This window comes from Actinophytocola xanthii (assembly GCF_001921205.1).
Lineage (GTDB): Bacteria > Actinomycetota > Actinomycetes > Mycobacteriales > Pseudonocardiaceae > Actinophytocola > Actinophytocola xanthii.
The window spans coordinates 1-15737 of the sequence record NZ_MSIE01000041.1; the positions used below are offsets into that span (position 1 = coordinate 1).

Sequence of the window (15737 nt, forward strand, 5' to 3'; positions counted from 1 at the left end):
ACGACGTGACCCTTGATGTCCAGCCCGAGGATGTTCTCGGCCTTGCGGACCGCGTCCTCGCGGCCCTCGGCGAGCTTCACCCCGCCGGCCTTGCCCCGACCACCTACCTTCACCTGCGCCTTGATCACCACTGGCATACCGAACTCCGCCGCGGCGTCTCCCGCGGCGGCGGCGTCCTCCACGACTCGCTGCCCTGCTCCGACCGGCACGCCGTGCCGCGCGAACAGGTCCTTTGCTTGGTACTCGTACAGGTCCACGCGCCCGACCCTCCAATTCATGGGCTGTGACCGGGGCCACGATGTGTTGTAGACTGTATGCAGTATGGACCGCACTTGTCCAGGGAACAGCGACCCGGAGGCCAGTGATGAGGACCTCAGCCGAGCCAGCGGCACCCCCCGCGGCCAGCGAGACGCTCGACTTTCTCGGCCGGCGCTACGCCGTCGGTCCCACTGCCGAGAGCCTGCTCGGACGGCGCCGGGAGTGGATGCTCTGGCTGCCGTGGGCGGCCATGGCCGCGGTCGGCGTGCTCCAGTACGGCTTCGGTTCGCTGGTGCCCTCCCTGGTGGCCCGCGGCTGGGCGCCGGTCGACGTCTTCTGGCTGCTGGCGCTGTGGACGGTCTTCCAGGCCGGCGCCGGGTTCCCCGTCGCGTTCCTGCGGGAGCGGGGGCGGATCGGCCCGCGTAGCGCGATGGCCGGCGGCGCCGTGTTGCTCGCGCTCGGCCCGCTCGCGCTCGCCCACGGCTCGCTGCTGGTCGCGGTGATCGGCTACTCGGTGCTCAGCGGCACCGGCGCCGGGCTGATCTACGCCACCTGCTCGTCGACGGTGGCCAAGTGGTACCCGGAGCGCACCGCCGCCAAGGTCAGCCTGGCGACCGGAGCCTTCGCCTACGGGTCGGTGCCGTTCGCCGTCGCGTTCCTGTTCGCCGCGGACGCGGGCAGGCTCGTCGGCATGCTCGACGCGACGGCAGCGGTCATGTTCGTCGTCGTGCTCGGCGCCGGGCTGCTCCTGCGGGACCCGCCGGCACACTGGTGGCCGCCGACGGTCGACCCGCGGGTGTGGGCACTGGACCGCCGGCAGAGCCCGGTCAACGCCGTGCGCCAGTACTCCCCGCGCGAGGCCATGCGCACCGGGGTCGCCCCGTTGATGTACCTGATCCTGTTCTGCGCGAGCGCGGTCTCGCTGTTCGACATCACGTTCCTGGCCACCCTCGGCGCCGAGCTGGACCTGACGCTGGTCGCCGTCGCGATCGGAACGGCGGTTCTGCTCGGTACCAACGGCGCCGGCCGCTCCCTGGCGATCCGCGTCTCCGAACGGGTCGGCCGGACCCGCACACTCGGCTGGGTACTCGCGCTGCTCGGTGTCGGCCAGCTCTGCCTCGCCAGCGCGGCGACCACGGGCTCGGTGTCGATGCTGCTGCTGGCCGCCCTGCTCGCCGGTACCGGCGGCGGCGCCTTCTATCCGCTGTTCGCGAGCCTTGCCCGCGAGTTCTTTGGCGACCAGAGCGCTGGCTCGCGGCAGACGCACGCCGCCGTGTACAGCGCCAAGGCGTTCGGCGGCGTGCTCGGTGTCGGCCTCGCCGCCGCGGCCGTGCCGGCCTGGGGCTACCCGGCCCTGTTCATGCTGGCGACGGTCCTGGCGACGACCTCCGGAGCGCTGTGTCTCAAGCTGCGTCAGCCAGGCCGGTTCCTACCCGGTCTCCCGCCGCGCCAGGTCGTTCCGTAGCCGACCGCAGGGCTCATCGGCACCGGGCTCACCCGACGGGTTGGTTCTCCCTCGGGGTGAGCCCAGCCGTCCGCGGGAGCGAGAAATCGCCTGGGAGCGGGATGGAGAACGGCTCGAGGCCTTCCCGCCGACCGTCGCCGGCGGCGTCCCAAACCCCCCTGTACACCCGGTCTGACCGGGGAATTCACTAATGGAGTAGTGGCGTCCGTCACGCACTGTGAAGGTGCTCACGAGGCAGGTAACGGAGAACGTTAAGCTGTATGCTGTAGACAGCACGCAGAGATGCGGCTGGGAAATGCCACTGGGGCATACAGCTTCTCCACATCGACCTGTTGGAGTCCACCATGCAGTCGAACGAGTTGCCGAAGGAACTGGCGGCTCGCCGGATCGACCGGCCTGTTCCCCTGCGTGAGCACGTCTACCAGGCGATGCAGGAGCTGATCATCTCGCGCCGTCTCGCGCCCGGTCAACACCTGGTGGAGAGCGAGTTGGCGCAGATGCTGGGGGTGTCCCGGCAGCCCGTGCGCGAGGCCCTGCAGTGGCTCAACAACGAGGGGTGGGTGGACCTGCGGCCCGGCTACGGCGCCTTCGTCCACGCCCCCACCCAGGACGAGGCCGACCAGCTGCTCGCGGTGCGCTCGCTGCTGGAGAGCGAGTCGGCCCGACTGGCAGCGGTGCACGCGGACGCCGAGGGCATCGCCCGGCTGCGCGACCTCAACCGACAGGGCATCGAGGCCCTGGCGAGCGACGACGTGGACACCGCGGTGGCACTCAACGCGGCCGTGCACCGCTGTGTCACCGAGCTGTCCGGCAACAAGGTCCTGCTGGACTTCGCCACCCAGGTGGACCGCAGGGTCCGCTGGTACTACACCCCGATCGCGCGCCAGCGCGGCGAGCAGTCCTGGCAGGAGCACGCCAAGCTGATCGACGCGATCGAGAACCGTGATGCGGACGCCGCCGCCCGCATCATGAAGGAGCACACCGAACGGACGCGGAAGTCCTACCTCGAGCAGCGAGTGGAGGACGGCGAGGACGACCAGCAGCTGATCGCGCTGCCGACCCGCCGTCGCCGCAAGGCCGCCAAGGCCTGACCCGCTCCCACCCCACCCTTGGCGACCACGACGGTCGCCGGTAAGGCCCTGGGCTCGCGCTGTCGCGACCCAAGGCTTACTCGTGATGCCCGTGAGGAGGTGAACGAACATGCGCAACTGGCTGACCAGGTTCAAGGGCTTCAACGCCGACGGGCGCGCGCTCGGCCTCGGCCTCGCCGTCGCCATGGAGCGGCAGCGCGAGCAGGCCACCCACGACGTGGAGGAGTACCTGCGGCGCAACGCCGAGGACCGTCCTGTGACGACCACCTCGGCGTGATCTGGACTTGTCGGGGTACCCCGGTTGTTGGAACAGGTGGAACACCGGGCCGTGGTCCGTACGGCCCGTCTCCACAGGAGGTGAAAGACCATGCGTAGCTGGCGAGAGATCCTCACCGCCCTGACCGCCCCGCCCCGCGGCTTCGCCGCCGACGGCCGGCGCCTGGGCCTCGGCCTGGCGACGGCGATGGAGCGGCAGCGCCGCGACGCCACCCACGAGGTGGAGGACTACCTGCGCGACGTTCCCGCCGAGCAGGTGAAGGCCGCGGCGTAACGCCGCGTGGGGGTAGACGCGATCTCGGTGGGCTGGGCCACGGTCCGTGTGGCCCAGTCCACCGACGCGTATGCCGAGGACGTCCTGGTCTCGGACCTGGGTCGCCTCGAGGGGACCGGCCGCGTCGAGCCCACCACGAGGCCGGTCGTCCGTCTCACCGTCGACCCGCTGGAGCAGCAGGCCCAACGACCGGGCCCGCCGGCACAGGCCCTGCGGGTTCTCACCCTCAACATCCAGCACGACGCCGGCGACCAGCGGCGGCTGCCCCTGCTGAACCGCGAGCTGCGCCGGCTGCGCCCGCACCTCGTCGCGCTGCAGGAGGTCCGCGAGCACCAACTGCCGGTGCTGCTGGCCGGCACCGACCTGAGACACACGACCCACCAGAGCGCGCTGATCCGCACGACCGACGTCGGCGGAAGCGTGGTCGCCACCCGCTGGCCGCACCGGGTCGTCGACTCGATGGAACGCCGCGAGAACAACGCCCACTGGTGGCTGCTCGCGGTCACCGTCACCGTGCCCGCCCGCGGCGACCTGTTGTTCGTCACCGGCTCGACGCCCTGGGAACCGAGCGCGGAGTGGGCCCGGGAGCACCAGGCGCGGGAGCTGGTCGCGTTGATCGCCCGGCACCCCACCCCGTTGCCGCCGGTCGTCGCCGGCGACCTGAACGCCGCCCCGGACTCCGCCAGCATCCGCCACCTGACAGCGCACCTGCGCGACGCGTGGGCCACAGCCGGACAGGGCGCCGGCCACACCTGGACCGTGGACAATCCCCTGGCCGCGGCGGAGATCGCCCGGCTGATCGGCGACCCGACCCACCGCCGCCGCATCGACTACGTCCTCGCCGGCCGCGAAGCCCGAGTCAGGTCGGCGACGCTGGTCGCGAACCACCCGGTCGACGGCGTCTGGCTCAGCGACCACTTCGGCGTACTCGCCGACCTGGACCTGACCGGCGTACGCCACTAACGGGCCGGTGGACTGGGCCGCGGTCCGTACGGCCCAGCCCACCGAGTTCCGGGGGTCGATCGACGTTCGGAACAGAAGCTCAGGGGAACGTGACGCAGGCCAGCCACAAGTACGCACCCGGGCCGAGCCCGCGCCTCCCAAGGCGACCAACACACTGAATTCCGGGGAGTCGGACCAGCGGACTGGGCCGCGGTCCGTACGGCCCAGCCCACCGAGCTGTGGAAAATCAGTGGTCCGCCTCCCCGTAACTCAGTCGATCTCGGCGGGGCTTTCCCGTGGCACCGGGGTGGTGACGGCGGTGTCGACCTCTCGACGCCGGTCGCGGCGGACCTTGAGCAGGCTCGCCACGGTGGTGACGGCCAGGGTGCCGACGATGATCGCCAGCGACACGAGGATGGGGATCTCCGGTGCCCAGGAGACGCCGTCGTGGTGCAGTGCCTCCAGCACCAGCTTGACGCCGATGAAGCCGAGCACCACGGACAGGCCGATGCTCAGGTACACGAGCTTGTCCAGCAGCCCGCCGATGAGGAAGAACAGCTGGCGCAGCCCCATCAGGGCGAACGCGTTGGCGGTGAACACCAGGTAGGGCTCCTTGGTGAGCCCGAAGATCGCCGGGATCGAGTCGAGGGCGAACAGCAGGTCGGTCGTGCCGATCGCGACCATCACGATCAGCATCGGGGTGACCATGCGCTTCCCGTTCACCTTCGTGGTGATCCGGGCGCCTTCGTAGGTGTTCGTCGCGGGCAGCACCTTCTTCACCGCCCGCAGCATCGCGTTCTCCTTGAACTCCTCCTCCTCGTCGTCCTTGTGCATCATCAGCTTGTAAGCCGTGTAGACGAGGAACGCGCCAAAGAAGTAGAAGAGCCAGTCGAAGCGGGTGATCGCCTGGTACCCGATCAGGATGAACGCGCCGCGCATGAGCAGCGCCAGCACGATGCCGATCGACAACACCTTCTGGCGGAACTGCCGGGGTACCGCGAAGGACGACATGATGATCACGAAGACGAACAGGTTGTCGACCGAGAGTGAGTACTCGGTGATCCACCCGGCGAAGAACTCACCGCCGTACTGCGGGCCCTCGAAGGCCAGGATGCCCAGTCCGAACAGGATCGACAGCGTCACGTAGCCCGAGATCCAGAGAGTGCATTCCTTGAGCGACGGGTCGCGCGGGTTGCGCGAGATGAAATAGAAGTCCAGGCAGATGATGGCGATGAGGCCAACGCCGGTGACCAGCCACAGCCACAGTGGAACGTTCATCGGCTCCCTTTCGCCCGCGCGCGGGCACGACTCGTCGATGCGCCGAGTCCAACACTACGGCGCACCGACGAGCTCCTCGCGGGGACTTGATCTACTTCGAGGTCGGCGTCAGGGTGTCGGGGACGCCGCCTTCTTCACGGCGGTCGCCTTCCCCGGACGCGCGGGCGGGCGGTCGGCACCGCGGGCCGGGGTTTCCGGACGACCGCCCCGACGACGGGCCGCCCTGACCTGGTCGCGCATCGCCTTGCGCCGCTCCTTGGCCTCGAACAGGATCCTCGCGTGCTCGGCGTAGCGCAGGTACACCTCGCGGGCGCGGGGGTTGCGCCCGGAGATCCGCTGCCAGTACTGGGGCGCCACGCGCTCGTGCAGCCAGAGGAAACCGATGGAGAAGCCCGCACTGACGATTCCCTGGTAGGCGAGGAAACCGAGCGGGTCGGGGGGCAGCGACGGCGACCCACCCAGGATCCACGAGGTGAGCACCTCGTGCAGCAGACGGGCCGCCGGGAAGGCGATCAGCCAGTAGAGCGCCGCGGGAGCGAACCCGCCGAGGCGCACCTTGTTCTGCACGAGCAGCATCGTGTAGCCGGCGCCGAGCAGGGCCAGCGGAATGCCCAGCGCCAGGCCCGTCACCAGCGCCCAGCCGACGGGCTGGCCGACGAATCCGGCCAGCCCGCCGGCGAGGACACCGGCGATGAACCCAACGGCGAGCCCGGGGAGGGTGAGCTCGGCCAAACGGTAGAGGCGCATCGCAGTCATCCCTTGGTCACAGAACAACGCCGTACCTGAACAGGCTGTAGAACAGCATGCCGAGGTAGAACACCGCACCGAAGCCGATGATGGCGTTCGACCACCACTTCGGCCGAATCGGCTTCGGCAACATCTTGTTGTTCACCAGCAACAACGTGACGCAGTAGGCACCCATGGCGAACGCGGAGAGGAACGCCAGGATGTCGAGTACGCCCGCCGGACCGTCCGCGGGCCCGAACAGCAGGATCAGGATGCCGAAGGTGATGACACCCCACAGGAAGCCCGCGTACAGGTGGGACAGCCGGAACCGCCGTGCGCCGGGCACGTGGAAGTAGGTCATGTCCGCCTGGCCGCGGGAGAACGAGTCGAACAGACCCAGCGTGGCGTTCAACCCGATCAGCGCGATGAACCCGAAGAACACCGACCCGAGCACCGGTGAGCCCGCCGCCGCGAACGCGTCGGACATCGCCGCGAGCGCCGCGTCCCGGTCGCCGCCCTCGATCAGCTCCTTGACGTTCGGGTTCTCCCTGGCCGCCGACTGGGCGAGCACGGTGAACGAGATCGTCACGAGCATCGTGACGCCCCAGAACAGCAGGAACGCGTCGAAGGTGACCCACTTGCGCCAGCCGCGCCACTTCTCCATCTCCTGCGGGTTGTCCGTGTCGAACATGAACCCGCGGGCGGGCATCTCCTCCTCGTCCTTGGCCGCCCGGAGACCGCGGATCTTGGGCACGTGCGCGCCCATGCCGGCCCCGGAGTCCCGGAGGTGGAGCGTGTACCACATCTGCTGCATGCCGGACGGGCCCGCGAACGCGATCGAGCCCACGATGACCGGGAACCACGCCTCGGTGAACATCTCCGAGGGCATGTACCCGAAGGCGAACATGCCGCCCAGCGTCGAGCCGAGGTCACCCCAGCTACCGACGATCGACGCGATGATCGCCGTGCCGATGACCAGCGTGCCGATGAGGATGGCGAGCACGTTCTCCAGCAAGTTGTAGATCACGCTGGCCAGGCTGAACAGGATCCCGACCAGCACCAGGGCGACGCAGGCCGTCACGACCCACGGAATCCCGGTTATCTCCTCGAACGCCGCGGCGCCCGCCGAGAGGTGACCCGGCCAGATGTAGACCAGGATCGCTGTCACGAAGAAGAACCACATCAACGGTTTGAACACGCGGGCCGCGCCGGAGAAGATGCTCTCCCCCGTCGCCATCGCGTACCGCGCCATCTCCAGCATCACCACTGCCTGCAGGGTGACACCGATCAGGAACAGCCACCTGATCTCCGGCCCGAAGACCAGCACCAGACGTGGCCACATGTACGACTCGCCCATACCCACGCCGAGCGCGACCAGGAACACGGTCGGGCCCAGCAGGTGGATGGAGGGCGGCGCGTCTGGCAGCGGGCGAATGGGCATGGGTTCGAGCCCCCCGGCTCGCCATACCCGTTCCTCGCCCGCGACAGTGGCCTCACCACTGCCCACGGCGGGAGGATTGTGAGAATCCACCATTGGACCTCCAGTGTTCGGTGTAACTACCGCCTGCCTGCCTGTCGACCCCTGCCGGGTGGCCGCCGTTTTCCGTCCCGGCGGCCACCCCACCTTCTGAACTTGGTTCTGGTCGGCGACTTCTCAGCCGTCGATCAGGCCGGCGGCCCGCGCCCACCGGTACTTCGCGCCGAGGACCGCGACCGGTCGCTCGGTCGTGTAGGGATACGCGATCACCCGATGCTCGAAGAGGTAGTCGCAGGCCTGCTCGACCTCGGTGTCGCCGGCCAGGGACGCCACCACCGGCTTGTCGATCCCCTTGGCACGCGCCTCGGCGAGCACCTTCGCGGTCAGCTCGGCGAACACCATCGGCGGCGTGACGATCGTGTGCCAGTAGCCCAGGATCAGCGCGTGGATGCGCGGGTCCTCGAGGCCAAGGCGGATGGTCGCCTCGTACGTCGACGGCGGCTCGCCACCGGTGATGTCGATCGGGTTGCCCGCCGCGCCGAACGGCGGGATGAACGCGCGGAACGCCTCGTCGAGGTCCGGTGGGATGTCCATCAGGGACAGACCCTCCGCGACACAGGCGTCCGAGAGGAGCACTCCCGAGCCGCCGGCGCCGGTGATGATGACGACGTTCTCGCCCTTCGGGGTCGGAAGCAACGGCAGACCCCGGGCGTACTCCAGCATCTCGTTCAGCCCCGGCGCCCGAACCACGCCGGCCTGGCGGAGGATGTCGTCGTACACCTTGTCGTCGCCGGCCAGGGCACCGGTATGCGAGCTGGCTGCCCGCGCACCCATGTCCGTACGGCCCGCCTTGAGCACGACAACAGGCTTCTTCTTGGTCATGCGCTGCGCGGTCTCCACGAACGCACGACCGTCCTTCAGGTCCTCGAGGTGCATGGCGACACACTGCGTGTTGTCGTCGTTCTCGAAGAACGTCAACAGGTCGTCCTCGTCCACGTCGGACTTGTTGCCGAGGCCGACGATGGCCGAGACGCCCATCTTGGTGGTCCGGGCGAAGCCGAGGATGGCCATGCCGATACCACCGGACTGCGAGGTGAGCGCGACGCCGCCCTTCACGTCGTAGGGCGTGCAGAACGTCGCGCACAGGTTCTGCGGTGTGTAGTAGTAGCCGTAGATGTTCGGGCCTAGCATGCGGACGCCGTACTCGGTGGCGATGCCGACGATCTCGTCCTGGAGCTCCTGGTTGCCGGTCTCGGCGAACCCGGACGGGATCATCACGGCCGCGGTGACGCCCTTCTTGCCGCACTCGGTCAGCGCCGCCGGCACGAACTTCGCCGGGACCGCGAACACCGCGACGTCCACCTCACCCGGCACGTCGGCGATCGTCCTGTACGCGGTGCGCCCCTGGATCTGCTCGGCCTTGGGGTTGATCGGGTAGATCTCCCCCGCGTAGCCGCCGTTGATCAGGTTCTTCATCACCGAGTTGCCGATCTTGCCGGCCTGGTCGGAGGCACCGATGACGGCGACCGAACGCGGGTTCATCAGCCGGTTCATCGCCGTGAGGATGTCCTCCTGGCTGTGCCGCACCGGTTCGGACCGCTTCTCGGTCTCCAGCAGGATCCGCACGTCGGCCGCCGTCGCGCCGCTCGCCGAGGCGAACACCGGGTTGAGGTCGAACTCGCTGATCTCCGGGAAGTCGGTGACCAGCTGGGACACCTTCTGGATCACGTCGGCGATCGCGTCGAGGTCGGCCGGCTCGGCACCGCGGGCGCCCTGAAGCACCTCGGCGGCCTGGATGCCGGTGACCATGGACCTCGCCTCGGCCTGGTCCAGCGGGGCCAGGCGGAAGGTGACGTCCTTGAGCACCTCCACCAGCACGCCGCCGAGGCCGAACGCGACGACCTTGCCGAACGTGCCGTCGGTGGTGGCGCCGACGATGACCTCCTGGCCGCCGCCGACCATCTCCTGGATCTGCACCCCGGAGATCGAGGCGTTCTCCTTGTATGCCTTGGCGTTGGCAATGATCTTGTCGAACGCCGCGCGGGCGGCGTCCGCGCCGTCCACACCGATGATGACGCCGCCGGCCTCGGTCTTGTGCAGGATGTCCGGGGAGACGATCTTCGCGGCCACCGGCTTGCCGATCTCCTCGGCGAGGCTCGCTGCCTCGTCCGCCGTCGTGGCGAGACCCTCACGCGGGGTGGGGATCCCGTACGCGTCGCAGACCCGCTTGCCCTCGGGGGCCGTGAGCGAGTCCCGTCCCTCGGCCCGGACCTTGTCCAGGACCTCGCGGACGGACGCCTTGTCTACTTCGGACATTGCCTCAGATCACTCCATTCGCCTTGAGCTCGGCGAGCTCCTGCTCGGGCAGGCCGAGCTCGGAGCCGTAGATTTCCTGGTTGTGCTCCCCGAGGAGCGGCGAGCGCTCCACGGTGGTCGGCGAGTCGGACAGCTTGATCGGCATACCGACGGTGGTGAACTCGCCTCGCTCGGGGTGGTCCACCTTGACCACGATCTCGTTCTCCGCCAGCGAGGTGTCCTCGATGATCTCCTTGGTGGACAGGATCGGCCCGCACGGCACGTTGTGGGCGTTGAGCTTCGCCAACACCTCCCACTTGTTGTGCCCGGAGGTCCAGTCCTCGATCAGCTGGAACATCTTGTCCAGCTTGTTGAGGCGAGCCTCCGGCGTCGACCACTCGGGGTCGTCGGCCAGCTCGGGCCGGCCGATCAGCTTGGCGATCGGCTCCCAGCCGACCGGCTGAACGATCACGTAGATGTAGTCGTTCGGCCCACCCGGCGCGCACTTGACGGCCCAGCCGGGCTGACCGCCGCCGGAGGCGTTGCCCGAGCGGGGCACCTCGTCGCCGAACTCGGCGTTGGGGTACTCCTTGAGCGGGCCGTGCGCGAGCCGCTGCTGGTCACGCAGCTTCACCCGGCACAGGTTGAGCACCGCGTGCTGCATCGCGACGGTCACCCGCTGCCCGCGACCGGTGTGCTCACGCTGGTACAGGGCGGCCAGGATGCCGGCCACGGTGTGCATACCGGTGCCGGAGTCGCCGATCTGCGCGCCGGTGGCCAGCGGCGGTCCGTCCTCGAAGCCGGTGGTGGACATCGAGCCACCCATTGCCTGCGCGACCACCTCGTAGGCCTTGAAGTGGGTGTAGGGGCCGTCGCCGAAGCCCTTGATCGAGGCGTAGATCAGCCGGGGGTTCAGCTCCTGGAGCTTCTCCCAGCTGAAGCCCATCCGGTCGACCGCGCCGGGCCCGAAGTTCTCGGCGAGGATGTCGAACTTCTTCACCATCTCGGTGAACAGCTCCTTGCCCCGCGCGGACTTCATGTTCAGCGTGATACTGCGCTTGTTGCAGTTCAGCATCGTGAAGTAGAGGCTGTCCACATCGGGCAGATCGCGCAGCTGCTTGCGCGTGATGTCACCGGTCGGAGCCTCGATCTTGACCACGTCCGCACCGAGCCACGCCAGGATCTGCGTACAGGAGGGTCCACTTTGGACGTGGGTCATGTCGAGGACCCGAACGCCCTCGAGTGCCTTTCGCATGCCAGGCCCCTTTACTTGTACATGGTCTGGTTCATCGTCCCCGGGGCGTACACCTCGGGGTCGACCCAGACGTTGATCAGCGAGGGCAGGCCGCTCTCCCGCGCACGCTCGAGCGCCGGGCGGATGTCCTTGGGGTCGCGGACCTCCTCGCCGTAGCCGCCGAGCATCCGGGCGAACTCGTCGTAGCGCACGTCGCCCAGGGTGTTGCCCACCCGGCCGCGGTCGGCGCCGTACTTCTGGATCTGCCCGTAGCGGATCTGGTTCATCGAGGAGTTGTTGCCGACGATGCCCACGAACGGCAGGTTGAAGCGGACCAGCGTCTCGAAGTCGAAGCCGGTGAGGCTGAAGGCGCCGTCACCGAACAGTGCGACGACCTCCTTGTCCGGCCGCGCGTACTTGGCCGCCATCACGAACGGGACGCCCACGCCGAGGGTGCCAAGGGGACCCGGGTCCATCCAGTGCCCCGGGGACTTGGGCTGCACGACCTGGCCGGAGAACGTGACGATGTCGCCGCCGTCGCCGATGTAGATCGAGTCCTCGGTGAGGAACTCGTTGATCTCGTGGACGAGCCGGTACGGGTCGATCGGCGTCGAGTCGGACAGCTGGCGCGGCAGGCGCTTCTCGTAGGCCTGGGTCTCCACCGCACGCAGCTCCTCCAGCCACGCCTTCCGGCCAACGGCGCCGTTGTCCACCCGGCCGGAGGCGGCCTGGGTGACAGCTGCCAGAACGGCGCCGGCGTCGCCCACGATGCCCAGGTCGACGTCGCGGTTCTTGCCGACGGTGCGGTAGTCGAGGTCGATCTGGACCACGGTCGCCTGCTGGGAGAGCCGCTTGCCGTAGCCCATCCGGAAGTCGAACGGGGTGCCGACGATGATGATCAGGTCGGCGTTCTGGAAGGCGTAGCGGCGGGCGAGCTGGAGGTGGTGCGGGTCGCCCGGGGGGAGCGTGCCGCGGCCGGAGCCGTTCATGAACGCCGGCACGTTGAGCGCGCGGACGAACTCGATGGCGGCGTCGGTGCCCCGGGTGGTCCATACCTGGCTGCCGAGCAGCACGCACGGCTTCTCGGCGCTGACCACGAGGTCGGCGAGGCGCTCGACGGCCGCGGGGTCACCCGAGGTCTTCGTCGAGGCGCGGTAGCCGCCGGCCTTCGGGATGCGTGCCTTCGCAAGCGGCACGGAGGCGTCCAGCACGTCGCGCGGGATCTCCAGGAAGGAGGGTCCGGGGGCGCCGTGGAAGCACTCGCGGAAGGCCATCGACACCAGGTCGGCCGCGCGCTCGGTGCTGGGCACGGTGGCGGCGAACTTGGTGATCGGGGTCATCATGTCGACGTGCGGGAGGTCCTGCAGGGACCCCATCTTGTGCTGGCTGAGCGCACCCTGGCCGCCGATCAGCAGCATGGGGCTCTCCGCGCGCAAGGCGTTGGCGACACCGGTGACCGCGTCGGTCGTGCCAGGGCCGGCGGTCACCACGGCGCAGCCGGGCTTGCCGGTGATCCGCGCGTAGCCGTCGGCCGCGTGCGCGGCGACCTGCTCGTGGCGCACGTCGATGACGTCGATCCCCTCGTCGACACATCCGTCGTAGATGTCGATGATGTGTCCACCGCAGAGCGTGAAGATCACGTCCACGCCCTCGGCCTTGAGCGCCTTGGCCACCAGATGACCACCGGAGATCGTCTCCGGGTTCTCCTGACCGTCGCTGCCCGGCGTCTCCCGGACGGTTGAAGCCATGTGACTCGTCATCTCCTCATGTCATCGTGTGTCGAGGTGTGGCGCATACTGCATACCGTATGACTCTAATGAGGGCCAGCGTCCCGGTCTACGTTTTGTCGTCCGCGCCTGTCGAAGCTGTTGCCTGATCCCACTCACGCTGGCATCGGCGAGCCCTTCGAGCCGCCTTGCAGCGCCCTGACCAGCCGATCCGTGTTCACTCTTCTCGTTTTGGCCAACATCTCATACTGTATGCTGCATACCAAATGAACACAAGAACGGAGCTTACGCGGTGAAAGTTGCTGTTCTTGGGGCCGGCGCCATCGGCGCGTACGTCGGTGCCGCCCTGCACCGGGCAGGAGCCCAGGTGCATCTCATAGCCAGAGGTCCCCATCTGGAGAAGATCCGTGCCGACGGCGTCCGGGTGCTCAGCCCCCGGGGCGACTTCGAAGCCCGTCCCCATGCAACTGACGACCCGGCCGAGGTTGGCCCGGTCGACCATGTCTTCCTCGGCCTGAAGGCCAACCGGTACGCCGAGGCCGGCCCGATGATCAAGCCGTTGCTGCACGACACCACCACGATCATCGCGGCGCAGAACGGGATCCCCTGGTGGTACTTCCACGGCGTGCCGGGCAGGTACGCCGGTTACCGGATCAACAGCGTCGACCCCGGTGGTGCGGTCAGCGCCGTGCTGCCGGTCGAGCGAGCGATCGGCTGCGTCGTCTACGCGGCGACGGAGATCGCCTCCCCCGGCGTGATCCGCCACCTGGAAGGCACCCGTTTCTCCATCGGCGAGCCGACCGGCGAGATCTCGAGCCGCTGCACGGAGTTCTCCGAAGCGATGATCGCCGGCGGTCTCAAGTGCCCGGTGGAGCCGGACCTGCGCAAGGACATCTGGCTGAAGCTGATGGGCAACATCGCCTTCAACCCCATCAGCGCCCTGACCAGAGCGACGATCGCCGGCATGTGTCGACACGCGGACACCCGCGAGGTGGTCATCCAGATGATGCGCGAGACCCTCGACGTCGCCGCGCGGCTGGACTCGTACCCGGAGATCTCCATCGAGCGGCGGATGGCCGGTGCCGAGCGGACCGGCGAGCACAAGACGTCGACACTGCAGGACCTCGAGAAGGGCAAACCGCTCGAGCTGGACGTGATCCTCAAGGCAGTCGTCGAGCTGGCGGACCTGACCGGTGCGGAGGCGCCGACGGTGCGGGTGGTCAGCGCGCTGGCCGACCTGCTGAACGAGCAGGTGAGCGCTCAGGCGAGCTGAGTGGGGTGAGTGTGGTGCGGCGGGCGCGCTGAGCGCCCGCCGCAGTTTCTTTCCGCCGGATCACCCCAGGTAGGCGCCAACCAGGTCGACGAGGTTCGCCTGGAGGGTTTCCGCCTCCCGCAGTCCATGCATGAGCCGACGCTACGAACACCGCCGACTGATCAGGTAGGACGGTGTGTCCCACTACCCGATCGGGGTGGCCTATCCGGCGATGACGCCCAGCCGAACCGCGAGGTCCCGAACCGGGCCGCTCGCGCGGCGCTTCCGTTCGACGAGTTCGGCCAGCACCTGGCGGGGCAGCGTCTGGAACCTGATCCAGTCCGGGGCGAACTGCTCCATCGACAGCAGGGTGTTCGCCGCCGCGGCGTCCCGGCCGAGGCGCAGCTGCGCCAGGGCCACGTCAGCCAGATGTCTGGCGCGGCTGGCGAGCGGCAGGGCCGCGTCGTCCGGCAGAGCCGATGCGGCGGTCAGCGCGGCCGAGAACTCGTCCTGGGCTACGTACACATCGACCCGCATCATCGCCAGCTTGGCCGGGCCGAACGTGGTCTGGTGGACGTCGCGGTCGTGGCCCAGCCGGATGGCCATCTCCCCGGCGGCGTCGAGCAGTTCGGCGGCCGCGGCGCCGCGGTTTGCTCTGGCCGCCGCCGTCGCGCCGGTGACCGTGAGGATGCCGTAGGCCGCCAGCTCCGGTTCGCTGGCGTCGCCGCGTGGCTCGATGTCGTTCGCGGCGACCACGGCGACCCGTTCGGACTCCTCGTACCGGCCCTGCACGAGCAGCTGCCAGGACACCGACATCCGCAGCGCCGAGTCCAGCATCGGGTCGCCGCCGCCTTCCGCGGCCCGCAACGCCTCGCGAATGGCCAGGAATGCCGCGTCGGGATGCCCGAGATGCACGAGGGTGTCGCCGGCGGCCTGGTAGGCCCGGGCGAGAGCGCGAGCGGCGCCGGGGCGCTGCTCCGACGCCACGGCTCGCGCGGTGGCACGTAGCTGCATCAAGGCGTTCGGCAGCGTCGCCGACAACAGCTCGTAGCGGCCGGACCAGTAGGCGCCCCACAGGTAGGTGGCCGTGCGTTCGGCCTCCTCGAGGGTGAGTGGCTCGATGTCCGGGCCATCGCCGTCGGTCAGGTCGTCGACCGGGGTGAGGGCACGGCGGATCGCCACAACACCAGCGTCGGGGTCGGCGGACGGGACGCCCCTTGGCTTGTCGAGCAGTTCGGCCAGGGAAACGTCGAGCGCACGCGCGATGCGTTGCAGGCTGCCGACTGCCGCGGTCTGGCGCTGGCCCTGTTCGAGCTTGCGGACGAGGTCCACGCTGACCCCAGCTCGTTCGGCCAGCTCCCGCTGGGTAAGCAGCGTTCCGCGCAGCTGCCGGATCCGGGCGCCCAGTTCCATACCGTCCACCTCTTCGCGGTAGGCCCTCG

Annotated in this window: 14 protein-coding genes; 6 read left to right on the forward strand and 8 right to left on the reverse strand. The window is 68.9% G+C overall.

Annotated elements, in window-relative coordinates:
- Positions 1–257: ATP-grasp domain-containing protein (locus tag BU204_RS21805; protein ID WP_198942951.1), on the reverse strand; the 257-nt coding region annotated here is incomplete at its 3' end.
- A 107-nt stretch (positions 258–364) separates the two neighbouring features.
- On the opposite strand from BU204_RS21805, the gene BU204_RS21810 reads away from it, so the two are divergent.
- The 5 genes from BU204_RS21810 to BU204_RS21825 all read left to right on the forward strand — a co-directional run bounded on the left by BU204_RS21810 (position 365) and on the right by BU204_RS21825 (position 4327).
- Positions 365–1723, forward strand: coding sequence for an MFS transporter (locus tag BU204_RS21810; protein ID WP_075127584.1), 1359 nt, complete (start codon positions 365–367; stop codon positions 1721–1723).
- Positions 1724–2067: 344 nt separating this feature from the next.
- A complete protein-coding gene (locus BU204_RS21815; RefSeq protein WP_075127631.1) occupies positions 2068–2814 on the forward strand; it encodes a GntR family transcriptional regulator in 747 nt (248 codons plus the stop codon).
- A 109-nt stretch (positions 2815–2923) separates the two neighbouring features.
- Positions 2924–3091: a hypothetical protein gene (locus BU204_RS40825; protein WP_198942952.1), complete on the forward strand. Its 168-nt coding sequence runs from the start codon at positions 2924–2926 to the stop codon at positions 3089–3091.
- A 90-nt stretch (positions 3092–3181) separates the two neighbouring features.
- The gene (locus BU204_RS21820) at positions 3182–3364 is read left to right on the forward strand and encodes a hypothetical protein (RefSeq protein ID WP_075127585.1); all 183 of its coding nucleotides are present in this window, start codon (positions 3182–3184) and stop codon (positions 3362–3364) included.
- A 48-nt stretch (positions 3365–3412) separates the two neighbouring features.
- Positions 3413–4327 (forward strand): endonuclease/exonuclease/phosphatase family protein, encoded by a 915-nt coding sequence (locus tag BU204_RS21825; protein ID WP_198942953.1) that lies wholly within the window; start codon positions 3413–3415, stop codon positions 4325–4327.
- A 249-nt stretch (positions 4328–4576) separates the two neighbouring features.
- On the opposite strand, the gene BU204_RS21830 is transcribed toward BU204_RS21825, so the two are convergent.
- From BU204_RS21830 to BU204_RS21855, 6 genes are all read right to left on the reverse strand, one after another.
- Positions 4577–5584: a TerC family protein gene (locus BU204_RS21830; RefSeq protein WP_075127586.1), complete on the reverse strand. Its 1008-nt coding sequence runs from the start codon at positions 5582–5584 to the stop codon at positions 4577–4579.
- Between the two features lie 108 nt (positions 5585–5692).
- A complete protein-coding gene (locus BU204_RS21835; RefSeq protein ID WP_075127587.1) occupies positions 5693–6331 on the reverse strand; it encodes a hypothetical protein in 639 nt (212 codons plus the stop codon).
- A 16-nt stretch (positions 6332–6347) separates the two neighbouring features.
- Complete coding sequence (locus tag BU204_RS21840; protein WP_233160454.1) at positions 6348–7817, reverse strand: Nramp family divalent metal transporter; 1470 nt, start codon at positions 7815–7817, stop codon at positions 6348–6350.
- Positions 7818–7964: 147 nt separating this feature from the next.
- Positions 7965–10103: an acetate--CoA ligase family protein gene (locus tag BU204_RS21845; RefSeq protein ID WP_075127589.1), complete on the reverse strand. Its 2139-nt coding sequence runs from the start codon at positions 10101–10103 to the stop codon at positions 7965–7967.
- Between the two features lie 4 nt (positions 10104–10107).
- A complete protein-coding gene (gene frc / locus BU204_RS21850) occupies positions 10108–11337 on the reverse strand; it encodes a formyl-CoA transferase (protein WP_075127590.1) in 1230 nt (409 codons plus the stop codon).
- An 11-nt stretch (positions 11338–11348) separates the two neighbouring features.
- A complete protein-coding gene (locus tag BU204_RS21855) occupies positions 11349–13064 on the reverse strand; it encodes a thiamine pyrophosphate-binding protein (RefSeq protein ID WP_075127591.1) in 1716 nt (571 codons plus the stop codon).
- Between the two features lie 271 nt (positions 13065–13335).
- Between BU204_RS21855 and BU204_RS21860 the strand changes: the two genes are divergently transcribed.
- On the forward strand, positions 13336–14316 hold the full coding sequence (locus BU204_RS21860; RefSeq protein ID WP_075127592.1) for a 2-dehydropantoate 2-reductase: 981 nt from the start codon (positions 13336–13338) through the stop codon (positions 14314–14316).
- A 201-nt stretch (positions 14317–14517) separates the two neighbouring features.
- Here BU204_RS21860 and BU204_RS21865 read toward each other — a convergent pair whose 3' ends face one another.
- Positions 14518–15708 (reverse strand): helix-turn-helix domain-containing protein, encoded by a 1191-nt coding sequence (locus BU204_RS21865; protein WP_075127593.1) that lies wholly within the window; start codon positions 15706–15708, stop codon positions 14518–14520.
- Between the last annotated feature and the right edge of the window lie 29 nt (positions 15709–15737).